We start from the raw sequence: 24330 nt of genomic DNA on the forward strand, positions 1-24330 counted from the left end.
TCCTTTTTTCTGCGTTTTCGAAGGTAGCGGGGCCGCCACTGCCCGACAGCGTCCCGCTGCAGGCTCCTGCCGTGTTCACACGAGGTGGTTCCAAGTCGGCAATGAGCCTAAACAAAAGGCCCCCGGCGAAGCCGGGGGCCTTGTTATCCCCTGGGGTAGGCGACGTGCCATGCCAAGGTGGTCATGGCTTAGAAGCTGTAGACCATACCGACGTTGACCTTACGACCCGGGTCATTGAACACCCGGATGGTGCCGCCATCGGTGTAGATGGAGGAGTCGTTGTCGAACAGGTTGCTGATGGAGGCAGTCAGGCGCAGGGCCTGGGCCGGCCGGTAACTGGCCGCCAGGGTGGTGCGGTTCTGGTCATCATAGTAGGTGGCCGGGCGCACACCGTCCGCCGGATCCTTGAGGTAGCCGGCACGGTAGTTGTGGGACAGACGCAGGTCGACCTTGGTGGTGCTGTAGTACATCACCAGGTTGGCGTTGTGCTTGGACGCCGCATCCAGCAGCTCCGGCTCGGAGTTGTCGATGAAGGTGTAGTTGGCCTGCATGCCGGTGTTGCTCAGCCAACCCGGCAGTTGGGTAAAGGCGGTCTGGTAGGCAAACTCCAGGCCGTGAAGGTGCAGACCCTCTTCGTTGTCCTGGCTGCGCACGGTAACCTCTTGTAGGCGGGTGCTGCCATCCAGATCGGTCACTTCGACCATCTCTATACGCTCGTTGAGGCGCACGAAGGTCTCCAGATCCTTGAAGAAGTAGGCAGCGGAGATCATCGAGTCCTCGTTGTAGAACCAGGACCAGCTGATATCCACGTTGTTGGAGATGAAGGGATCCAGCGCCCCTTCCGAGGTGTTGATGGTGATATCACCCTGACCATCGCCGGTGACAAAGGTGTTGCCGGTCAGGTCGTTCTTGTTGGGGCGCGCCATGGTGCGAGACAGGCTGAGGCGCACGTCCATGTCATCACGCATGGCGTACTTCAGATTCAGGCTCGGCAGGAAGTGACTGTCGGTCTTGTCAGTGGTTTTGGTTGTTACCTCGTCATTGAAGACATAAAGGATGTTACTGGTCGGTACACCCGGGTTCGCTCGACCAACGGCGGTCACACCCTGGGTCCAATCGGCGGTGTAGGCGTTGGCGGTGGTGTCGGTACGGACGTAGCGTACGCCAACGTTACCGCTCCAGTTGTAGCCAAACTCAAAATTGGCACGGAAGTAGGCGGCAAAGGTGTCCTCGAACAGGTCGTACTGGAACTCCTCGAAGTCCTTGCAGCGTAGTTCCCCGCTGGCTTCACATTGGGCCTGCTGGTCGCGGCCGAAGGCACGCAGGTCATCCAGATGGATGGAGTCCATAAAGCCGTTGACGTTCGGTGCCCAGAAGTTCTGCGGGGCATAGTTGGTGCCGTTGGCGCCATCGAACCAGCCGCCGTTACCCGGCGCCGCCATAATAAAGCCCGGATCGCTGACACCGTAGTCCTGCATAAAGCGGGCGAACTGCTGGGTGTCCAGATCGAGGAAGGCGGTGCTCTCCAGCATCTCTTCCTTGGTGTAGCTCATGCCGAAGCTGACGTTGGTGACGGCAAAGTCGCCCATCACGATCTCGGTGTAGCGGGAGACGTCCAGGTTGACTGCATCGGAGTTGCTCTCCTGCACGGTACCGAAGTTGGTACTGGCCATGTACAGGTCACCGTACAGGCTCTGATCCGTCAGGTCGACGCCCGGGGTACGGTACTCGATGCCCCACGGGCCACCACGGTCGCCGTGGAAGGTCATGTCCAGGCGCTCGTTCAGATCGGATTTGAGGTTCACTGCGTTCCACAGCATCTCGGAGCGCACCATGGTGTAGCCAGCGTTTACCGTCCAGTCGCCCCACTCGTAGGTGGCTTCCAGGGTGTTCACCATGATGTCGGCGTCACGGGAGATGGGGTTGGACTCAACGAAACTGGAGACGTTGTCGATCTCCATGCGACGGGCGTAGATGTTGCCGTCGTGCTCGTAGAAATCGCCGCCGACCAGGTCGGTGCCCAGCGCGGTGTTGAAGTTGTGACGCAGACGGTTCTCTTTGCTGGAGTAGTCGGTGTAGAACACCTCACCAAACAGGGTGAAGTTGTCGTTGGGACGCCACTCCAGGTTGGTGAACACGGCGGCACGCTCACGCTCGTTGTTCTGCAGGTCAGCACGGATGGCGGAGGTGCCATAGACCCGGTCGGTATCGCCTTCGTCGTTGATCTCAACGTCGTTCCAGAACTTGGAGCCCAGCGGGTTGGAGTTGGTGTGCTGGGAGTAGTTGTCTTCCTGCAGGTAGTTGGCACCAAAGGCAAAGCCCAGGGTGTCATCGGCAAAGCGGTCGGAGTAGATGAAGCTCAGATCCGGGCCCCACTCGCCACTGTTGTCGTCGTAAGAGCCCTTGACCACAGCACGGACCACCCGCTCGTTGGCCATAAAGGCGCGGTGGCTGCGCAGATCCACGGTACCGGCGATGCCACCCTCGGTCAGATCAGCGGAGGAGCTCTTCTGTACCGACGCCTGGGAGATGAAGGCGGAGGGCATGATCTGGTAAGAGAAGTTACGGTTGGCATTGAGCGGCGTGGAGATGCTGCGACCGTTGTAGAGGGTCTTGGTAAAGTAACCCGGCAGGCCCCGCACGTTCACTTCACGGGCTTCGCCGTTCTCGCTACGCTGGATCTGTACCCCGGCGACACGCTCGAGGGAGTCACCGATGTCCGGATCCGGCATCACACCGATATCCTCGGCGGCAATCACATCGACCTGGGCATCGGAGAAGCGCTTCTCGTTCAGGGCTTCACTCAGGCTGGCGCGGGTGCCGGCGACGCGGATCACCTCGACATCTTCAGTGCTGAACTGTTCCTGCTCTTCCGCCATCACTGCGGTAGGGGCCAGGGTCATCGCCAAGAACGCCGCGATGGGCGTGAGTTGGGTGGGTTTTACTGCCATGGTTTCATCTCTTTGTAGTTATCTGCACACACCGCTGAAGCCCTCCAGGGAGCCCAGGGGAACCGACGTACGCTTGCGACGAAAGAGCCGGATCGCTCCGGTAAGACAAGACGGCAATTGGTAAAGACTTAAACTCGACAACGTGCTGTTACCAACAAGAACCCTCCCCAGTGTTGCGTTGCTCTTTTTTACAATTTGGCAACTGGCTCTTTTGGCCTTTATTCACTGAGAGGTGGCTCGGTTTGAATCGGCTTGTCCGAATCTCAAACGACCTTGGCACTATTCATAGGAATGACATAAACCGCAATAGTAAAGCGGTCAGTTCCCGACAAAATTCTTTAAAAAAAACGCCCCTCAGTATGCTTTTTAGGCAAAGATCACTCCACCCACCCTATTAACCAACCCCACAGCAACACAAAATGAAAATCACCAACAAGCATTAACAAATAAAAATCGCCTGCGTTTTACTCCTTTTTTCCCTACTTTCTCACTCCACCCACCCGAGCCGGGCGCAACACCCAGGCTACCGGAGCGCAACCTGTTGGCAACCTGTGATGACGCTGGCACCGCCCACGATTGGTCTTACCAATTTCCGAAATATCGAGTAGTATTTCCACACTTCTCTTGTTATTGCTCACAAAGCCTCACATCGAGCTGTTAAAAGCCGAATTGCTGTTAACTTAATGTGACATTAAAAACTGAGAACTCGGCCATGACTCTGTGCTGCTTTTTACGCTGAATAATGCGGTTAATCCGAATTGAACCTGACGATAAAAGAGCACAAATTAACGGATTTCCGAGTGTATTAACCCTGGAAATGTTACAGGGAATATTCGGTCAATCTTCGTCAATTTCTCCCCATTCCTTTACATTCGAACCTCGAACTTTATTGCCACTCTGAACGAGTTTCCGGCACTGCTTTAGATCACACTGAACCAACCTCACCACAGTCACAACAACACTGAGATCGATGAACCTACCTCAACCAACACCCTGCTTACTCAAAGCGTGAGCCCGGCGACACTTTACCGATCTGGTCACATGGCCGTTCACCTCCCTGAGCTATAACGCACGCTCCCAAAAAAGGGAGCTCAACCTTCTGAGTTTAAAGGAATAAGAATTGAACAATAAGATCTCCATCCTGGCCGCCTCGGTGGCTTCCGCTCTGGTTCTGGCAGGCTGTGGTAGCAGCAGTGACAGTGGTGATAAAGACAAGCCGGTATTCGGTGACTTCCAAGGTGTCGTAAACAAAGGGATCGTTGCCAACGCCCAGGTCACCGTGTGCGAAGCCACCAGCACCGATTGCAGCGACGAAGAGGCCTTCATGGCCACCGTCACCACCGACGTGCGTGGCCACTACCGCATCGAGAACGCCCCGGCGGGCGTACCGCTGTTGGTGATGGCCAAGGCCGATGCCAACACCCTGATGACCTGTGACGTTGCCCAGTGTGGCGACGGCGTTGCCTTTGGTGACAAGTTCCACCCCGGTGCCGACTTCGAGCTGAAGGCGGCTACCCCGGGTGTGGCAGCCAAGGCTACCGACCTGGTGGTGAACGTCACCTCCCTGACCGACATCGCCGCTGGCCAGGCCATCGCCGAAGCCGGCAGCCAGGGCATCGGTGCCAACACCATCCGTCGATCCAACGACGTGGTGCGTCAGGCATTCAACCTGGATGAGAACATCAACCAGGTGGGCGCGGTGGATCTGACCGACGCTGAGCAGATGGCCAACGCCTCCACACAGGATCAGCTGGCCGCGGTCTACTCCGCCTCCGTGTACCAGGCCCAGGTTGAAAACCCTGAGCTGGACATGGCGGAGCTGATCGAAGCGGAAAGCAGCGACAGCTACCGCATCGACACCGACATCCTGCGTGAGGTGATCGGCGCCGCCGGCGACGTGACCGAGACCGTCGACGAGCACCACGATGATCTGGACATGACCGGCATCGAAGAGGGCGTCAACGATGCGGACAGCAATGTGGACGACATCGAGCAGGGTGGCGGCACCATCGTGCCGGATCCGGACCTGCCGGACGAGGAGATCGACGAGGTTGAGGCAGCCAAGAAGTTCGTCGGTGACGTACGCTCCGTCGTTGCTTCCGTATCCGAAGGCGGTGACCTGAACAACGCCCTGCACCACTTCGCCGAGAAGTTCGAAGGTCTGGAAGAGATCGTCGGTGACGACATGGCGGTGATCCTGGAGAAGGTGGAGTACTCCGCCATCGCCATCGCCGAGGCCTATGAAGAGGGCAGCCATCCGAATGTAGAGATTGACTCCGGCAAGAACACCTACAGCATCACTGGCATCGACGGCGTTACCTTCGTCGCCACCATCGATGAGGTGGACTTCGACTGGAGCGAGAGCGAAGGCTGCGACGGTGACTGGAACGACAACTACAGCTGCACCGAGCAAGGCTACGCAGAGCTGGACCTGTCCATCGACGAGCTGGCCGTCACTGAGAACGCTACCCAGCTGTCCGCCACCGGCAGCGCCATCATCAAGGGTGCGCAGCTGGACAGCGACTACGAGCGCGACCAAAGCTGTGACGCTGGCGTCGGTTACTGTGAAGGTGAAACTGAGTACAGCGAGCAGCTGGCCGCCGACCAGGTTGAGTTCAACCTGGTCGATGCCAGTATCAGCAATGGCGAAGCCAGCTTTGTTGGTTCCATCGAGCTGGCGGTAAAGGGCCTGCGTTTCGCTTTCGAAGATGAATACGGCCACTACAACGATTGGAACGATTGGAACAACGACTACAGCTACGAGTTCGAGTACGTTGAGATCACCGCCGAGTCCATTCGCTTTGCGCTGGACGGTGCCCTGAACCATGGCGGCGAGTTCGCCGAGATCGGCCTGCTGGCTAACCTGAACAACGAGCTGGGCTTTGTGTTCAAAGAGCAGACCTGCGACATCTGGCAAGGCGTTGTAGACCGTGACTGCGAGGAGTCCCGCAGCAGCGAGACCGAGGACAGCTACGTCAAGGCGCTGGTTCAAGCCTCTGCCGCTGTGGACGTGGACACCGCCAACAACGAAAACGTACCGGCCTCCATCAGCCTGAAGGTTGAGCGTGCCGAGTTCGACCGCGTCGATGCCAGCGTCAACGTGCTGCACCAGGACACCACCACCCTGATCGAGGCAGCCCTGGGAATCTACGACCGTGAAGGCGAATACGAGGCGATCACCGCCAAGAACTTCGACGGCTCCGTGGTGATGACCCTGGATATGGATGACAACGGTCGTCTGATTGGCAACATCGCTGTGGAAGGCGTACACGCCGCCGACATCGAAGAAGCCAGCAACGGCATGATCACCATCCGCTACATCAACGGTGACTTCGAGTCCATCCTCTAAACCCCAAAGGTTAGACAGGGAGGCTTCGGCCTCCCTTTTTTGCTATGTCCCTGTTTCTTTCCGCACTGACCCTGGCGTCGGTGCTGCCCTACGACCGATCCGATCACCCCGATTGGCAGCTGTATCATCACTACCAGGCCTTTGCCCACGCCGAGGACAACAGCATCTATCAGGTGATAGAAGCCAAGAAGGTGCCCTATACCCCCAGCGAGTTTGCCTTCACCCATGGTGAAGCCAGCTTTGGCCTGGTAAAGGGTAACCTGGCCATCTCGGTGTTCTCCCGAATGGATTGGCAGCTGGATTTCAGCGAAGACACCATGGCGTTCTACAGCGCCATCCGCAACAAGACCCTGATCGACGACGGCCGTCTCTACCAGCTGGATCTCAAGGCCCAGGAGTTTGGCGCCCAGGGGGTAAAACTGGGCTACCGTTGGCCGCTGTCTGAGCGCTTCACCCTCTATGGCGCGGCGTCCCTGCTTTATGCCAACAGTCTGACTGCCGGTGAGGCTGGGGGCTACGCCGGCCTAAGCGAAGACGGCAACTACACCGGTGAAGTCGTGCTGCGCTACACCTACACCCGCGACTACCTGTTTGAACGGCCGCTCGAGGACAACCACAGCCACTGGGGCTACAGCCTGGATCTGGGTTTCGAATGGCAGGCCAGCGAGCACCTAACCCTGTCCGGCCTGGTGCAGGATCTGGCCAGCGAGGTGAAGTGGTACGACAGCCCCTACACCGACGCCTACGCCGACACCGCCAACACCATCATCGACCCCGACGGCTCGGTCCATGTCGACCCCATCATCCATGGCCGCGAATATTATGGTGACTACCGCCAGAGCCTGCCCCGCCGCTACCAATGGCGCGCCAACTATCAACGGGGCCAGCATCACTGGCAACTGGGGGGCCAGCACTATCATCACCAGCACTACCTGTCGCTGGGGTGGCAGACCCAACGGGATAACGACAGCTGGGGGGTGCAGTTCTACCCGGGCCACAACGCTTTGGCCCTTAACTGGCGCAACCGCTACCTGCAGCTGTCCTGGATGGCGGACCGACTTAACCCCCGCCAGGCCAGCCTGGCTCAACTCGGGGTCTCTGCCGTGCTGCCATTTCAGCTCTAGGGTCCTCTGGCCAAATCAACTGCTACCTTTGGACAACGGCCTCTCGACAGGATCTCGCCATGTCCTTTGTTTTGCTCCTGCTTTTTGCCCTACTGCAGGGCTCGCCTGCGGGTCTCACCACCCTGCCCCAACCTGCCCTGGCCGAACCGGCCACAGAGGCGCCAGGCCAACGTCATGGCCAGGTTAAGAGCGATGCCAGCGGCCAGCCCCAGGCCTATGACCAGAACCAGGGCCAGTGGCTGACAATGGAGGCATTCTGGCAAGCCTATGCCGATGAAAACGGCGGCCTGACCTGGGGCAAACGCAGTGACTACCCACCCTATGATGAGGTCAAGGAGGGGGATACCCTCTGGGTCGAGCTGCCCCAGGGCCCCTGCCTGATGGAGTTCTTCCACGCCCGCTGGCGACGGGCCAATGATGTCCGCCGCTGGGATCCCTCGTTCAATGACTATGGTGGCTGCCCCAACGTGTTCGACTAAGACCGGGATTTGCCCCAGAGGAGGTTCCATGCGCCTTGCCCTGACACTCTTCTCCCTGCTCCTTGGCCTTACCGGCTGCGGCGATGGTGGTGATGTGCCGGTGGATACCCAGCCCAACAGCGTGCAGCGCAGTGCCCAGGTCACGCTGTTCAATTTCACCGAAGCCCCGACTCCCACTGATGCCGCCCAGGTGGTGGATGTCGATGCCCTGGTGGGGATCGAAGCGGTGCAATCCCTGGCCAGCGGGCTCGGCCACCTGTTTGGCGCGGGAGCCCCACTGTCCTGGTCCCAGCTCTATGTGGGTACCGCGGTGCCAGCGCCAGAGAGTGTCGGCGTCAGCTACCAGCTGCTGGACAGCAACAGCCGGGCCAGTCTGGCACAGCTGCAAAGCCAGTTGGAACACCAGGTCGATTACTGGCTATTCGCCTCCGGTGTGGTGCAGAGCAACGTGACCCTGACTCAGTTCGAGGTCAGCCAGGCCGAACCCCATGAGGGCGAGGTCACCCTGCAGCTGTTCCAGGGCGACGGCCGCCATGAGCAGCGGCGGCTGGACCTCTACATTGACCGCCAGCTGCGCTTTGCCAACCAGCCATGGAACAGCCTGAGCGAGTTGCTGGCGCTGCCGGAGGCGGAGGCCAATGGCCAGGTGGATATCCTGGTAGCAGGGGATACCCCCAACTTCGACAGCCCGGAAGGTCATCTTTGGCACACCAATGCCCTGGGGCTGGATGAGGGCGGCCGCTACCTGCTGGCCACGGTGAACGACGAGCGCGGCACCCTGACCCTGCTGATCCATCAGTACTGACTGGCACCGGCTTGATCCAGTTAAACAAACTTAAGACTTCGATGCGCTAAGGTAGCCGTTAACAGTTCACGCAATGACCCATAATGATGAAACGCCCTCTGCTGAGACACCCTTTGCAGCGTAGGATGGTCGTACCGGCCCTGCTGCTGGCCGTCAGCCTGCCACTGACCTTCCTCGGCTGGCCCCACTGGAGCGAGTGGCAGTCGGATCTGTGGATGGCCGTGCTGTTGGCCACCCAGAGTGTCATCTGTCTGAAACTGGGCCTGGCCCTGTGCCGTTACATCGCCAGTCGCTAGCTCCTGTTCATCCAAACCTTATTTCCCCACCCTGCTTGCATCCCGGCCCAAGCTGCGCTGTGATGGGCTTTGGCACAAAAGTGACGGCGGTTTGTCATACGTCAGTCACCCATCTGGCCTAAGGGAATTTGCTGCTCGCCCCTAGTCTGAAGCCGACCCTCAACGACATAGGAGCAGCACAATGGAAACGGTTATGCAGATCAACAAGGACGTGATCAAACAGGCTCGCGATCAACGGGCCTGGACCCAGCAACACCTGGCCGAGGCCTGTGGCCTCAGTCTGCGCACCATTCAGCGGGCCGAGAAAACCGGCACCGCCTCCCAGGAAACCCTCACCGCCTTGGCCTCGGTACTGGAACTGGAGCTGGCACAACTGCAACTGGCCCAGCCCCAAGGCCAACCTGCCCAAATTACTGGCAAACGCCAGTGGCAATGGCAGCTACTGGCGGTGATCGCCAGTCAGCTTATCGGCCTGCTGGGGGTGTACCTGGGCCGTAGCAAGCTCAGTGAAGCCCAGACGGACCTGGCATTGGCCACCGTGGCCATCACCACCAGTTTGTGCCTTTTGGCGCTGTTGGTTCAGGGCGGGCTGCGGGGCTACCTGGGCACAAGTACCGACAAAACCTCCTAGCCCACGGATAAGCGCAGACGCGTCGGCCAAGGTAGTGATAGGATCGCTGCCATTGCGACTTGCTGATATACGACGCCTTTCATGCACATTCTTCACACTTCAGACTGGCACCTGGGCCAGGTGTTCTACGGCAAAAGCCGGGCAGCAGAACACCGGGCCTTTCTCGACTGGCTGCTGCAACAGGTTGACCAACACCAGGTCGATGCCCTGATCGTTGCCGGTGATCTGTTTGATACCGGCACCCCGCCCTCCTACGCCCGGGCAATCTACAACGAGTTCGTGGTGGCACTGGCCAGCCGGACCTGCCAATTGGTGCTGCTGGGCGGCAACCACGACTCCGTAGCGATGCTCAACGAGTCCAAGCCGCTGCTGAACAAGCTCGGCGCCACTCTGGTGGCTGGTGCCCGGGAAGACCTGACAGAGCAGGTGATGTGGGTTCGTAATACCGAGGGGGATCCCATTGGCCAGATCTGTGCCGTGCCCTACCTGCGCCCCCGGGATATTCAACGCTCTGAAGCGGAGCAGTCCGGTGAGCAGAAGCAGCGTAGCCTGCAGCAAGCCATCGCCGAGCATTACCAGGGCGTGATCGAACTGGCCCGCAGCCAGCAGCGTGAGCAGGGGCTGACTCTGCCCCTGGTGGCCACCGGCCACCTCACCACGGTGGGCGCCAGCAGCAGCGAGTCGGTACGGGATCTCTACATCGGTACCCTGGACGCCTTCCCCGCCGCGGCGTTTCCCGAGGTGGATTACCTGGCCCTGGGCCATATCCATCGCAGCCAGACCGTTGCCGGCCAGGACCATCTGCGCTATTGCGGCAGCCCCATCGCCCTGAGCTTCGACGAGCTGGGCAAAGCCAAAGAGGTGTTGTTGGTGGAGCTTGGCGCCGGCCAACCCGCCCAGGTTACCGCTTTGAAGGTGCCCAGTTTCCAGCCCATGGCGATGCTCAAGGGCGATCTGGCGGCCGTCGAGCGACAACTCAGCGAATTGGAGAGTGACTCGGATCAGGGCCCGGTCTGGTTGGATATCGAGGTGGTGTCCGATGATTACCTTAGCGATCTGCAGGCCCGGGTGATGGCCCTGGTGGAGGGGCTCGAGGTGGAGGTGCTGCTGGTGCGTCGGGCCCGAGCCGACCGTAGCGCCACTTTGCAGGCGGAGGTCGAAAACGAAACCCTGGCGGAGTTGTCAGTTCAGCAGGTGTTTGAGCGGCGCCTGGCGCTGGAAACCCTCAGTGAGGCGCAGCAGCAACGGCTGCAGCAGCGCTTTGACCAGGTGGCCGAAATCCTGGCGGAGGAGCAGAGCGAATGAAGATCCTCAGCCTCCGGTTCAAGAACCTCAACTCGCTCAAGGGCGAGTGGAAGATCGACTTTCGCCAGGAGCCCTTTGCCAGCAATGGTTTGTTTGCCATCACCGGTCCCACCGGCGCTGGCAAGACCACCCTGCTGGATGCCATCTGCCTGGCGCTCTACCACGAGACCCCCAGGCTCAAGGTCTCCCCGACCCAGAACGAACTGATGACCCGCCATTGTGCCGATGCCCTGGCCGAGGTGGAGTTTGAGGTCAAAGGGGTGGGCTACCGGGCGTTCTGGAGCCAGCGTCGCGCCCGCGGTGCCAGTGACGGCAAGCTGCAGTCGCCCCAGGTGGAGCTGGCCGCTCTGGAGGATGGCAAGATCCTGGCGGACAAGGTCAAGGACAAGCTGACCCTGACCGCCGAGCTGACCGGCCTGGATTTCGGTCGTTTCACCAAATCGATGCTGCTGTCCCAGGGACAGTTTGCCGCCTTTCTCAACGCCGCCGCCAATGACCGGGCAGAGCTGCTTGAGGAGCTCACCGGCACCGAGATCTACGGCCGCATCTCCGAGCAGGTATACGACGCCAGCGCCCAGGCCAAGATCCAGCTGGACCAGCTGAAGATCAAGGCGGAGTCGGTGGAGTTGCTGGCGCCGGATCAGCGCCAGCAGCTGCAACAGGAGCTAACCCAGTTAGAGACCGATCAGGCCAAGCTCAATGACCAGCGCCAGCAATGGCAGCAGCAGGCGGACTGGCTGGCCCGCCAGGCAGAGCTGACCGATACCCTGGCCCAGGCTCAATCGGTCCAGTCCGAGGCCAAGGCCGAGGAGAAGGCCAACAGTGAGGCGCTGGCCACCCTGGCAAAGGGTGCCCCGGCGGAAGCCCTGCGGCCTCAATACCTGCAACTGCAGGAGAGCCAGCAGCAGCACCAGACTCTGCAGGACCAGCTGAGCGAACTGGAGGCACGTGGCCAGGCGCTGCAGCAGGCCCTGGCTCAAGCCGAGGCTCAGCATCAACGCCAGCAAGAGGCACTGAGCACCCAGCGTCAGCGCCAGGAGCAGGAGCAACGTCAGATCCTGGAGCAGCTGGTACCGCTGGATCAGCGCATCGAGCAACAGGATAAACAGCTCAAGGAGCTGTCCGCCTTGCAGCAGCAGGGGCAGATGCAGACTCAGCAGCTGCAAGCCCAATTGGAGCAGGGCCAGCAAACCCTGGGTCAGGCCCAGCGACAATCCCAGCAGCTGCAGGCCAACCTCTCCGCCCATCCCTACGCGGAGCAGCTCAATGCCCGCCTCACCGGCTGGCAACAGCTGGCCGAGCAGGATATGCAGGCCCGCCAACAGCTTAAGCAATGGCAGCAACAGCAAGAGAAGTTGCAGCAGCAGAGCCAGACCGAGCAACAGCAGCGCCAGCAACAGCAGCAGGCTGCCGAGACCCAGCGCGGCAAGCTGGAACAGGCCAAGGCCTCCCTGGCCCAAGTTGACCAGCAGTGGCAAACCCACGGCAGCGGCCTGGAGACACTGGAGCAGCAACAGGTCCAGGATCAGCAACAAGCCGGCCACTGGCAGCAGCTGCTCAACATCGAGCCACTGTATCGACGTCAGCATGCGGCGCTGGTGCAACAGCGAGCAAAGCAACAAGAGTTGTCAGCGCAGCAGCAGGTGCAGGAACAACAGCTCAAGCAGCAGCGGGAGCGCTACAAAACCCTGCGTCCGCACTTCAAGGATCTGGAGGCCCGGCTGCAGCTGGAGCAGCGCATTCAATCGCTGGAGGCGGAGCGTGCCCGGCTTCAGCCGGACCAGCCCTGCCCCCTGTGTGGGGCCACCGAGCATCCGCTGGTGGAGCGCTATCAGGCCCAGGATGCCAGTGAAACCCAGCAACGCTTTGACCAGATGCAGGCCGAACTTAACGAGCTGGAACAGGCCGGAGCCGACACCAAACAATCCCTGGCGCTGATCAATCAGCAGCTGGAGCAGCTGCACAAGCAGATCGGCGAGGGGGAGGAACAGATCGGCCAATGGCAGCAGCAGTGGCAGCAAAGCTGTGAGGCGCTGGGCCAGTCAATGACAATGGATCAGGCCGATACCCTCAGCCAAGCCCATCAACAGTGGCAGCAGGCCCAGCGGCACCGACAGCAGCAACTGGAGCAGGCTCGAAAGCTGGAGCGGGAGCGGCACCGTCAGCAAAGCCAGGTCCAGCAACTGACTCAAGCGGTGCAGGCCAGCGAGGCGGCGCTGAGCCAGAGCCTGCAGCAGGCCGATCACCTGGCCAGCCAGTTAGCCCAACTGACCGAACAAAGTGATGCCATGCAGGCCCAGCGCAAGGCCCGCTGGCAGCAATGGAGTTCGGAGATCAGCGAGTTGGGATTAACCCCACCAACGGTCAGTCAGTGGGGTGCTTGGCTGCAGCAGCATCAGCAACTGGCGGAGCAGCTTGCCCGTGAGCAGCAGCAGGTGCAGCAGCTGGGTCAACAGATTGCCGTCGGCGAATCGGAAACCGGCCAGCTTGGTCAGCGCTTGCAACAGAGCCAGCAGGAGCTGGCCCAGCTGCAGAGCCAGCTTAACCAGCTGCAACAGAGCCTGGAGCGGGATCGCAACGAACGGACGGTGCAGTTTGGTGACGAGAGCGTCGCCCAGTTGCGGGCCCAGTCGCAGCAGCGCACCGAAGCGGTGGAGCAGGCCCTGGTGGCATCGCAACAGGCCCGGGAGCAGGCACAGCAGGCACACCACGCCGCTGCCGGTGAGCTCAGTCGTCACCAGGCCCAGTTGACTGAGGCCCAGGCTCTGAGAGAGCAGCGCCAAAGCACCCTGGAGACCGCCCTGGCGGAGCAGGGCTTTGCCAACCTGGCCAAGCTGGAAGCCGCGCTGCTGCCAGCGACACAACGGGACGAGCTACAGCAGCTAAAACAGCGACTGGACAAGGCGCTGCACCAGGCCGAGGTGATGCTTACCCAGGCCACTACCGCGCTGACCAAGCATGCTGAAGCCCGACCCGAAGCGCTGCCGGCCAAGGCCGGTGACAAACAAGCGGAGCTGCTGGCCGGCAAACTGAGCGAAACCCAGCAGCAGCTGCAGCAACTTATCCACCAGCAGGGCCAGTGCCAGGCCAGGCTGGAGGGGGACGATCAGCGCCGCCAGGGGTTGAGCGCACTGACCGGGGAGATCGAGGGGCAGCAGGCCCAGTACGATGACTGGGCGGCGCTGAACAGCCTGATCGGCTCACGGGATGGTGCCAAGTTCCGTCGCTTTGCCCAGGGGCTGACCCTGGATCACCTGATCCACCTGGCCAATCGCCAGCTGCAGCGCCTACATGGCCGCTACCAGCTCAAGCGCAAGGGCTCGGATCTGTTGGAGCTGCTGGTGCTGGATACCTGGCAGGGGGACACCGCCCGGGACACTAAGACCCTGTCCGGCGGTGAAAGCTTCCTGGTTAGCCTGGCACTGGCACTGGCGTTGTCGGATCTGGTCAGTCACAAGACCCGCATCGATTCCCTGTTCCTGGACGAGGGCTTTGGCACCTTGGACCCACAAACCCTGGACACCGCGCTGGATGCGCTGGATACCCTCAACGCCAGTGGCAAGATGATCGGGGTGATCAGCCACGTGGAGGCGTTAAAGGAGAGGGTACCGGTGCAGATCCGGGTAGAAAAACGGGCCGGATTAGGCCATAGCCGACTGGCGCCGGAGTTCGCCCTGCCGGCGCAGTGAGCCAACCTTGGCAGCCGGGCAAATCACCGATTGCCCGGCTCGCCTGGTATCGCTAAACTTGAACGCTAATGCGCTTTTGCGCTGCGTTTTGGGATCGTTCATGAAAGTTACCATCAAGGATGTGGCTCGGCAGGCAGGGGTCTCCTTTAAGACCGTCTCCCGGGTGATCAACAAGGAAGCCTCGGTGCGTCCAGACACCGTGGAGAAAGTGGAAAAGGCGATCCAGCAACTCAACTACCGGCCCAACAGCGCCGCCCGCAACCTGGCGGGCACCAAGGCCTACGCCATCGGGTTTATCTACGACAACCCCAATGCCTACTACGTCATCGACATGCAAAACGGCATCCTCGAGGCCTGCCGGGAGACCGGCTACGAACTGCTGATCCGCCCCACCAACGCCAAGTCCGAGGCGATCAATCAGCAGCTCAGTGAGATGATCCAGCGCTCGCGGGTAGCGGGCCTGGTCCTGACCCCGCCGTTCTCGGAAAGCCCCGCCATCGTTAACACCCTGGAGCAGCTGGATGTGGCCTTTGTCCGCATCGTCTCCGGCTCCGGCGAGGGCGAATCCGACCCCAACTGCCTCTACATCGACGACCGGGCCGGCGCCTACGCCATCACCGAGCACCTGTTGTCGCTGGGCCATCGCCGCATCGGCTTCCTCTGTGGTGACAACGAGCACCACTCCAGTTATGAACGCCTTAAGGGCTACAAGCAGGCGCTGAAGGACCACAACGTGGCGGTGGAACCGGCGCTGATCCTGGATGGTCACTACGCCTTTGACTCCGGGGTGGATAACGCCAAGACCCTGCTGGCGATGGAGACGCCGCCAACGGCGATGTTCGCCTGTAACGATGAGATCGCGGCGGGGGCACTGTTCGCCGCACGCTTGCAGGGGGTCGCCATTCCGGAGCAGCTCTCCATCGTTGGCTTCGAGAACAGCCCCTTCTCCCGTCAGACCTGGCCCAAGCTCTCTACGGTAGACCAGCCCATCGTCACCATCGCCCGCCAGGCCACCGAGCAGCTGCTGAGGCAACTGCGCGGCGCCGATGGCGAGTCCCAGCGCTTTGTGCCCCAGCCCAAGCTCAGAGACTCCAGCGGCCCCGCTGCCAGCTAAACCGCTATATAGAGCAGTTCCTCACTGTCCTCCTCGAAGGGCTGCAGGCAGGGGTCGTGCGGCTCTTCGCCGACTTTGCCGCTCTTGTGCATCCCTGCACTTGCGGCATTGGTACTTCCCTGTACGGCAGAGAGCCCGAACTCAAGCGACAGCGGCAAGGTTGAGGGCCAGGATGGCCCGAATGACCAGCGGAGACAGGAAGTCGACTCTGGTCTATGCCGCCAGCCGTTGACGCCAGAGTGAGGATTCAGCACCGATTGGAGGCAAATGGGGGTTCCAAGGGGGCGGAACGCCCCTTTGGTTGCTGCCGGCAACCCGGCCTATACCTTTATGAATATCTGCCGCCTCGCCATAAAGGCCAGCAGCGCCCATTGGCAGGCCAGCAGGGCAATCACCGCCAGCAGCGGCTGGGCCGGCTCCGGCAGCGCCGCCACCACACCGCCGAACAGGCTCAAGCTGGTGTAATCCCAGTTGACCCAGGCACTGAGCAGGTAGATGGCGATGGAGTTGACCCCAATCAGGGCAAACAGCCCACCAAACCAACGCCACTGCCAGCCATCCACCAACAGCAGAAACAGCGCCAGCAACCACAGGCTCCAGCCCAGGGTGACCGCCACGAAGCTGACCGTCCACAGGGTCTTGTTGACCGGGATCCAGGGATGCATGCCCCAGCCCAGGGCCAGGCAGAGTGCTCCGGCCAGCACCAACCCCCAACCCCGCTGTGACAGCGAGCGGGATTGCGTCAGCCAGCGCCCGGCCCAGACACCCGCCAGGGCATTGAGGGCAGCACTGAGGTGCGACAGCAGCCCTTCCGGGTCCAGCGGCGCATTCTGATAGGTGATCCCCGGCAACAGCGCCTGGTCCAGCCAGGCATTGGCCGAGCCCGCGGCACTGTAGGGATCCGGCGTCGGCCACAGTCCCTGCAACAGGGCATAGGCCAGGGCCAGCCCAGCAGCGGCCCAAAGCTGGGCCCGGGGACGCAGGTGCCAGACGATCATCGCGGCGATAAACCAGGCCATGCCGATGCGACCCAGAACGCTGGCAAAGCGGATCTGATCCACGGCCATCGGCATGCCACCACCCCAGCCGTGGTTGTACAGCACCCCCAGCCCCAACAGCAGCAACAGCCGCTTCACCGCCTTGCGGTAATGGCTGCGTCTCTGCTCAGCGGGCAGCTGCGGCAGGTACTTGGGGCGCAGCCCCAGGGTGACCCCGGAGAGGAAGATAAACAGCGGGAAGATCAGATCGTAGAAGGTAAAGCCATGCCAGGGGGTATGGCGCATCTGCGCGTCCGCCAAGGCAAAGCCTTGCCAGCCGGTGAGCAACAGCAGGGCGGCGAACAAACGTTCGCCGCCCAGGATCCAGAACATATCAAAGCCACGCAGGGCATCGATCGCCTGTAGTCGTGGCGTTTGGCTCACGACCAGCTCCGCATCTTATGCCCCTTGAGGGCATAGAACAGGATAAAGCCGTAACAGGGCAGACCAATCCAGTAGGCCGCCTGGGTATCGCCGGTGACATGGGCGATCTTGCCAAAGGCCAGCGGCAGGATGGCGCCACCGGCAATGCCCATGATCAGCAGGGCCGAGCCCTGGGCGGTGTACTTACCCAGGCCTTCCAGTGCCAGCGGCCAGATCGCCGGCCATACCAGGGCGTGGGCAAGTCCCATCAGGGCGACAAAGGTGACGGAGTTTGGCAGCACCGGGATGCCGCTCCAGCCCCACAGCACATCAGCAATGGCAGTGCTTTGTTGCGAGCCAAACACCACCCCAAGGATACACAGCAAGCCGGCAATAGCGGAGCCTTTCAGTGCCTGCTCCTGGCTGATGAAGCGGGGAATGCAGGTCACCCCGATGAGGTAACCAAACACCATAAACACCATGGTGTAAGAGGTCAGTGCAGCGAAGTTCTGCACCCCAAGGCCAGCACCATATAAGCCAATGGTGTCGCCGGCGATCACCTCGATACCAACGTAGGCGAACAGGGCGATGGCACCCAGCACCACCTGGGGGAAATGGATGATGCTGCCCTTCTCTTGATCGGCCTCCTGCTCAAACTCCAGCTCAGGCAGGGAGGAGAACTTCACCAGCGCCACCAGCGCCAGCAGGACCCCGGCCATCATCAGGTAGGGCATCACCAGGCGGTTAGACAGCGCCTCCACCTGGGCGGTGCGCTCCGCTTCCGGCATCTGCGCCAGGTGCTCGGCGGTGAAGCCCTCGAAGCCGGACAGCACCAGGGCGGTAAAGAGCACCGGCACGATCACCCCGGCGCCTTTGTTGATCAGGCCCATGATGCTGATCCGCATCGCCGCGCTTTCGCTGGGGCCGATCAGCACCACGTAGGGATTGGAGGCGGTCTGCAGGATGGTCAGGCCGGTGCCCAGGATAAACAGCGCCCCGAGGAACAGCGGGTAGGAGGCGCTTTGCGCCGCCAGGATAAAGGCCAGTGAGCCTGCCACCATCACCGCCAGCCCCAGCGCCATGCCGTTTTTATAGCCGGTTCGACGCAGGATAAAGGACATGGGCAGGGCCATCACCGTGTAGGCGATGTAGAAGGCGAAGGTGACAAACAGCGCCTGGAACTCATTCAGCTGGCAGATGATCTGCAAAAAGGGGATCAGCGAGCCGTTGAGCCAGGTAACGAAGCCGAAGATGAAGAACAGGACGCCGATGATGCACATCGGCAGGAAACTGCTTTTGCTCTGCGCGGATTGCGCCTGGGTGATACTCATCGCTGGCCTCCTGCTGCCGATGGGGCCAGGGAGCGGCCTGCGGGTGTCTCGGTCCACAAAGTACGACGTCGGGATTTCGTTATCATTGTCACGTCCTTGATGGTTCTGCCCTCACTGGGCACTTGATTGAAGGTGCGCTTAGTTGAAGGTGGCGCTGCCACCGATCCAGCTCTGCTTAACCTGTTGCTGCTCATCCAGCAGCACCATGTCAGCGGGACTGCCCGGGCGCAGATGGCCATGTTCGGACAATCCGAGGAATTCCGCCGGGAAGCGGCTGGCCATATTCAGCGCCCGCCCCTCCTCCAGCCCCAAAGTGGCGATACTGGCGCGCACCGCACTGGCCATATCCAGCACAGATCCGGCCAGCTCACCGGTGGGGGCGGTGAGCTTGTCGCCCTGGCGACGAATGGGTCGGCCCATCAGCTCAAAACTCTCGCCGGGTACACCCACCGGCGGCATGGCGTCGGTCACCAGCAGCATGCGATCCACCGGCCGCACCTTGAGTGCCAGCTGCAAGCTGGCATTGTGAACATGGTGGCCATCGACAATCAGGCCACACCAGGCCTGTTCATCCAGCAACGCCGCCCCCACCATACCCGGCTCGCGGGAGGTGAAGGGGGACATGGCATTAAACAGGTGGGTAAAGCCGCTGGCACCGGCGGCTAAAGCGGCCCGGGCGGTGTCAAAATCGGCATTGGAGTGGCCCAGGCAGACCCTTACCCCGGCGGCCACCAGGCGGGCGATCTGCTCGCGGGAAACATTCTCCGGGGCCAGGGTGACCATCACCTTGCCCAGGTCCTGGCGCAGGAACTGGGCCATCTCCGCCTCGGACAGGGGACGAATATGCTCGGCGCTGTGCACCCCCTTCTTGGCCACCGACAGGTGCGGCCCCTCGAAGTGCACACCAAGCAAGCCAGGCAGCTGCTCACTGCGAGCCTGGGCGATGGCGTCCGCCGCCCGCTGCAGGGTGGCCAGATCATCGGTGATCAGGGTGGCCATCAGCCCGGTGCTGCCAAAGCGACGGTGGGCATCGATCAGGGTCTTGAGGGCATCGACGCTGGGCTGCGCGTTAAACAGCACCCCGCCACCACCGTTGACCTGTACATCGATAAAGCCGGGCACCAGGGTGCCCTCCAACCGCTGTGAATCCACCGGAGCCTTGCCCTGCCCCAGGCCGACCACCTGACCGGCTGAAACGGTTAACCAGGCGTCGGAGAGAAACTGTTCGCCATCAAACAGGCGCGGTACTACATAGCTTTGGCTCATGGGCCCTCACAGGGTCTGGGTGACTTTCTTTAACCCCTTGGGGTTATCCGGGTCGATGCCACGGGCGGCGGCAACCCGCTCAACGTCGAGATAGAATCGCTGCATCAGGGACAAAGGTGCAACCCTGGGATGCAGACTGCCGACCTGGCTCATCGCCACCACACTGGCACCGCGGCTGCGGATGTCGGCCATCTGCTCGGCGTGGGCGGCGGCGGATTCGTCCTCGACATTGAGGCTCAGCAGCGCCAGCTGCTGCTCCACCAGGGTGACCGGACCATGGAGAAACTCGGCACTGGAGAAGGCCTCGGCGTGAATACCGCACACCTCCTTGAGCTTAAGAGCGATCTCCTTGGAGACGGCGTATCCCAGACCTCGGCCCAGCACCACCAGGTTGGCCACACCCTCTACCGACTCCGGGGTCAGCTGGGCCGGGGCATCGATCGCCTGCTGCAGCAGTTGCGGCAGCTGCTTCACCGCCGCCAGCAGCTCGGCGTCATCACGCCAGCTGGCCACCAGGTGCAGCAGGGCGGCCAGGGTTGCCAGGTAGCTCTTGGTCGCGGCCACGGCGTTTTCTTTACCGGCGCCCAAGGGCAGCACGTAATCCGCCAGCTCTGCCAGCGGCGAGCTCTCATCGTTGACCAGGGCGACGACGCGACCGCCGGCGCTTTGCGCCATCCGGGCCTGGGCCAGGATGTCCGGGCTGCGACCGGACTGGGAGATCACCAGCACCAGAGCGCCATCGAGGGCCAGGCTCTGGCCATAGAGGCTGGCCACAGAGGGGGCAGAAGCGAAGGTGGGGATCCCCAGCTCCACCTCAATCAGGTACTTGGCGAAGACACCGGCGTGATCTGAGCTACCACGACCGACCCACATCACCATGCTCGGCGGGGTGTGTCGCAGCTGCGCCCCCAATTGCTCCAGCACCGCGCTGTTGCGCTCAACCTGCTCGGCGATACGCTGGGGCGCTTCCCGCGCCTCTCGTTCCATAATGCTGCTCATCTGCCGTTCCTTTCCTTAATTATTGGGCTTGGGCCTGGGGCACCGCGCCCAGGCAATCTTGTGCGTAATAGACCGCACCCATCTCCGGTGCCGCCTGGGCCGGCGTCATTGCCGCCTGGATGGGGGCTGAAAGATGGGGGGTCAACAGCGGGCCAAGGCCACCGAGCAGCGCCAGTCGGGGCGCACCATCGTCCAGCAACTGCTGGCCCAGCTCGCTGATGTAGCCAGCGCCCTCGGCGAGGATCGCCTGGGCCACCGCATCCTGTTTGTCGGCGGCGCGAAACACCACCGCCGCCAGCCGGGCGAAGGCGGTGGAGCGCTGGCCCGCCATCTGCTCGACCCACTCCAGCGGCTCATGGCTGCCCAGCAGGGGCGCCAGTTCACCGGCGATGGCCGTCGGCTCGGCCAGGCCGTCGCTGGCCTGCAATGCATGCTGCAGCGCCATCAGGCCAAACCAGGCACCGCTGCCCTTGTCCCCCTGGGGGAAGCCATGGCCGCCGTAGATCCGCTGGTGACTGCCGACGCTCAAAAAGCCACAAGAGCCGGTACCGCTGATGATGATGGCGCCATCCTGGCGGCCATGGGCCCCCAGACAGGCAATATGCAGATCCGTGGTCAGGTGAAACTGGCCAAAGGGGTGCTGCCAGGCCTCCATCGCGGCCATACAGGAGGGCAGGTTGACCCCGGCTAAACCGGCACCGGCAATGCAGTTGCGCAGTTCGCCGGGGGCCAGCTGGGCCTGGCGCAGGGCCTGTTCGCAAGCGTCGAGGATCGACTCCTTGGCCGCCTGCAGACCGTTGACCGGATTGGCAGCACCGGACAGGCCGGTACCGAGGATCCCGTCGCCATCACGGTAGAGGATCGCTCGACATTTGCTGCCGCCGCCGTCGATGCCGAGAAAGAGCGGTGCCTTGTGGTTGTGTGTTGTCATCATGGCCTCACTGCCCGGCGGTGCCGGTTGCTTCCAGGGGCAAACTGCGGCCCGGTCGTTGTCCATCGGCGGAGCGTGCCCGCACCTCCAGGGCACCACTGACCGGGGCATCGGCCCGGTAGGGCTGCCATTCACCGCCAGCAATCCGGTACTCCAGGGCAAGGCCCGGGAAGATCAGGTTGGCCTGCAAACGATTCTGCTCTGCCACCGCCCCGACAGTGGGGATGCGATAGGCGATGCCTGCCCGATCCAGCTTGGCCAGCTCCTGCTGGCCCAGCAGGGCGGCAAAGCGTTGCCAGTCGGCGGTGCGGGCTTCCTGCTGCTGGAAGTGCTGGGTCTGGGCGTTGAAGGTCAGGCCGGGCTGGTATTCCAGTTCCCAGTCCGCCTGATGCCAGGCCCGCTCCGCCACCGCCAGCAGGCGGGGGAACAGCTTGTATTCAACCTGGTCAGGATGGCGCACGGTTTCGGTCCACAGCTGGGCCTGGATCCCCTGGATTCGCTCGCCATCCAGAGCAAACTGGGTGTCTGCCGCCTGGTAGGGGTTGCCCTGGCGATCCCGCCAGATCTCGGCGTGGGCCGGCAGGTTGTCCGGCATCAGGCTGAACACCTTGTAGGTGTTGATGTTACGCGCGCCCCAGTAGTAGCCACCCTCGTTAGGATCCGCCTCGTAGGGGAAATCGAAATAGAGTACATCTGGGCTGGAGAGCACCACATCCCAACCCAGCTTGAGCTGCTGATGGGTCTTGTCGTGGCCGCCCCAGGCCAGCAGATCCCAGCTGTAGGAACTGACCTGACCGGGCAGTTGATCCTTGGCGCTGAGCATGCCGTCGCTCCAGCCGGCGGGGCGAATGCCCCGCTGTTGCAGCAGCAGTGCCACCCGGCGCAGGAAGTAGCCGGTGAGGTCCTCGTCGGAGTCCAGCTGCAGCTCACTCTCGATCAGGGCCTCGCAACGGGGGGAGTGGCTCCAGGCCTCTTCAGTTTCGTCGGCGCCGATGTGGTAGGTGTGCAGGGGGACACCGGCACGCTGGTGCATCTGCTGTACCCCCTCCAGTACCTTGTCGATAAAGGCATAGCTGGAGTCCAGACAGGGATTGATGGTGTTATCGGTGTAGTACTGCACCGACAGGTATTCCGGCTTGTCTTCCAGGTCATGCAGCAGGTATCGGCCCGCCTCCTCGGCATCACCCTGGGCCATCAGGCGCTGGTGGCGCAGCGCCATCGCCCGCACCGCCGCACGGGCGTGGCCGGGCATATCCAGTGAGGGGATCACCTCGACCTGGCGGACATCGGCATAACGCAGCAGCTCGATGTACTCCTGCTCACTGAGATAGCCGTTGACCGAGCTTTGTGGGTCATCGCCAGCCCCCAGCTGCGGCAGCAGGCAACGCTGCTCAGACAGGTCGAAGCAGCGCTGGCCCCCCAGTTCGGTCAGCTCCGGCAGGCCCGGGATGGCCAGGCGCCAACCCTCGTCGTCCGCCAGATGCAGATGCAGGGTATTGAGTTTGTACGCGGCCATCTGGTCTATCACCTTGTACAGCACCTCTTCCCCCTGGTAGTTGCGGGCCACATCCAGGTGCAGGCCACGGTAGCCGTATCGGGGGGCATCCTCGATCTGCAGCGCCGGGATGCTGTCCCGATCCAGCCGGATCAGACCCGCCAGACTCTGCAGGGCATAGAAGGCACCGGCGGGCTCGGAGGCGCTCACCTCGATGCCAGCCTCACTGACACTGAGCTGGTAACCCTCGGTGCCAAGACCGTCTACCCTGCTCAGGCTCAGCGGGGTGCCCTTGTCGCTCTGGGCCAAGCCCAGCTGGGCCAACCGTGCCAGCGCGGCGGACAGATCGCCAAAGTCGTTGTCGGCCAGCCTCAATCCCCTGGCAAGGGTAAGCGCCTGGCCCTCCAGCAGGGTCAGGGATTGTGGGGTGGGGATCAGCCCCGCCTCAGGCAGTGCCGAGCCATCGGCAGCCAGGCGTTGGTTCTCGGTGTACAGCCACTGGGCGGTGGCCTGGGGGGTGTTGTCGTCACTGGTGCGTTTAAGCTGACGCTCGGGATCGGTCAGCGGGGCAACAAAGGGCATCTGCCACAAGCCGGTTTCCGGGTCCTGCAGCTCACGGCTGGACTGGATCACCACCGGGGTCTCATCACCCAAGGCGATCAGGTAGTTGGGCATGGGGTCGGAGTTTGACACACTCCAGAAGTTGGCCCGCATCAGGATATCGACACTCTCTCCCGGGGCCAGGCCGGCAAACTCGGCCTTGGGGGTGATGCGGTGCAGATCGCCGTTTATATGCTCCAGGGTAAAGGGGCCTTCGATGCTCTGGACGTAGGAGACCTGGCTGAACAGCAGCTGCCACCCCTGCGCCGGCAGGCCCTGGCTGCCCGCGGTCAGGCTGACGGCAAAGCGGTAACAGAAGCCATCGGCCTTATCAGGGTTGCATTGCTCATCGGGCCGATTGTCCACCACCTGGTAGCCCAGGCCCAGTTCCGCCGCCAGGCTCTCGCTGCTGATCGGTTCCACCTGCTGGCACCCGGCCAGCAATGTCAGTACGGCAATCCCTGCCAAACTCCTTCGCAACATTGTTCCTTCCCTTCCTGGCGCCGGGGCGCTGAATAAAAAAACCATGAACGAGACAGCGGGTCATGGCCTGTGCCCGGGTTTG

At 62.0% G+C, this 24330-nt stretch carries 16 protein-coding genes; 9 read left to right on the forward strand and 7 right to left on the reverse strand.

The features are described 5' to 3' along the window. Positions 1-188: 188 nt before the first annotated feature. Positions 189-2951 (reverse strand): TonB-dependent receptor, encoded by a 2763-nt coding sequence (locus tag BUC04_RS17115; RefSeq protein WP_067663812.1) that lies wholly within the window; start codon positions 2949-2951, stop codon positions 189-191. A gap of 1120 nt (positions 2952-4071) precedes the next feature. On the opposite strand from BUC04_RS17115, the gene BUC04_RS17120 reads away from it, so the two are divergent. From BUC04_RS17120 to BUC04_RS17155, 9 genes are all read left to right on the forward strand, one after another. After that, a complete protein-coding gene (locus tag BUC04_RS17120; RefSeq protein WP_067663815.1) occupies positions 4072-6300 on the forward strand; it encodes a hypothetical protein in 2229 nt (742 codons plus the stop codon). A 44-nt stretch (positions 6301-6344) separates the two neighbouring features. After that, entirely contained in the window at positions 6345-7424 is a 1080-nt protein-coding gene (locus BUC04_RS17125; RefSeq protein ID WP_067663819.1) for a hypothetical protein, read from the forward strand. A gap of 59 nt (positions 7425-7483) precedes the next feature. Continuing rightward, positions 7484-7903: a hypothetical protein gene (locus BUC04_RS17130; protein WP_067663822.1), complete on the forward strand. Its 420-nt coding sequence runs from the start codon at positions 7484-7486 to the stop codon at positions 7901-7903. 28 nt (positions 7904-7931) lie between these two features. Next, complete coding sequence (locus BUC04_RS17135; protein ID WP_067663828.1) at positions 7932-8708, forward strand: hypothetical protein; 777 nt, start codon at positions 7932-7934, stop codon at positions 8706-8708. A gap of 83 nt (positions 8709-8791) precedes the next feature. After that, a complete protein-coding gene (locus BUC04_RS23740; protein ID WP_159437703.1) occupies positions 8792-9004 on the forward strand; it encodes a hypothetical protein in 213 nt (70 codons plus the stop codon). Positions 9005-9185: 181 nt separating this feature from the next. Beyond that, on the forward strand, positions 9186-9635 hold the full coding sequence (locus tag BUC04_RS17140; protein ID WP_082766770.1) for a helix-turn-helix domain-containing protein: 450 nt from the start codon (positions 9186-9188) through the stop codon (positions 9633-9635). Positions 9636-9716: 81 nt separating this feature from the next. After that, positions 9717-10940, forward strand: coding sequence for an exonuclease subunit SbcD (gene sbcD, locus BUC04_RS17145; protein WP_067663834.1), 1224 nt, complete (start codon positions 9717-9719; stop codon positions 10938-10940). Then, positions 10937-14629: an SbcC/MukB-like Walker B domain-containing protein gene (locus tag BUC04_RS17150; RefSeq protein ID WP_067663837.1), complete on the forward strand. Its 3693-nt coding sequence runs from the start codon at positions 10937-10939 to the stop codon at positions 14627-14629. The genes sbcD and BUC04_RS17150 overlap by 4 nt, the downstream gene beginning before the upstream one ends. A gap of 100 nt (positions 14630-14729) precedes the next feature. Further along, the gene (locus BUC04_RS17155; RefSeq protein WP_067663839.1) at positions 14730-15743 is read left to right on the forward strand and encodes a LacI family DNA-binding transcriptional regulator; all 1014 of its coding nucleotides are present in this window, start codon (positions 14730-14732) and stop codon (positions 15741-15743) included. 320 nt (positions 15744-16063) lie between these two features. Here the strand turns inward: BUC04_RS17155 and nagX are convergent, their stop codons facing one another. The 6 genes from nagX to BUC04_RS17185 all read right to left on the reverse strand — a co-directional run bounded on the left by nagX (position 16064) and on the right by BUC04_RS17185 (position 24248). Then, entirely contained in the window at positions 16064-17164 is a 1101-nt protein-coding gene (gene nagX, locus BUC04_RS17160) for a transmembrane glucosamine N-acetyltransferase NagX (RefSeq protein WP_306305296.1), read from the reverse strand. Further along, a complete protein-coding gene (locus BUC04_RS17165; RefSeq protein ID WP_067663845.1) occupies positions 17161-18474 on the reverse strand; it encodes a sugar MFS transporter in 1314 nt (437 codons plus the stop codon). The genes nagX and BUC04_RS17165 overlap by 4 nt, the downstream gene beginning before the upstream one ends. A 138-nt stretch (positions 18475-18612) precedes the next feature. After that, positions 18613-19740, reverse strand: a complete 1128-nt coding sequence (nagA, locus tag BUC04_RS17170) for an N-acetylglucosamine-6-phosphate deacetylase (RefSeq protein WP_067663848.1) — start codon at positions 19738-19740, stop codon at positions 18613-18615. A gap of 6 nt (positions 19741-19746) precedes the next feature. After that, the gene (nagB-II, locus tag BUC04_RS17175) at positions 19747-20739 is read right to left on the reverse strand and encodes a glucosamine-6-phosphate deaminase NagB-II (protein WP_067663850.1); all 993 of its coding nucleotides are present in this window, start codon (positions 20737-20739) and stop codon (positions 19747-19749) included. A gap of 19 nt (positions 20740-20758) precedes the next feature. Further along, on the reverse strand, positions 20759-21670 hold the full coding sequence (nagK, locus tag BUC04_RS17180) for an N-acetylglucosamine kinase (protein WP_067663885.1): 912 nt from the start codon (positions 21668-21670) through the stop codon (positions 20759-20761). Positions 21671-21677: 7 nt separating this feature from the next. Continuing rightward, entirely contained in the window at positions 21678-24248 is a 2571-nt protein-coding gene (locus BUC04_RS17185) for a family 20 glycosylhydrolase (RefSeq protein WP_073326031.1), read from the reverse strand. Positions 24249-24330 lie beyond the last annotated feature (82 nt).

The organism is Ferrimonas marina, assembly GCF_900129905.1.
Lineage (GTDB): Bacteria > Pseudomonadota > Gammaproteobacteria > Enterobacterales > Shewanellaceae > Ferrimonas > Ferrimonas marina.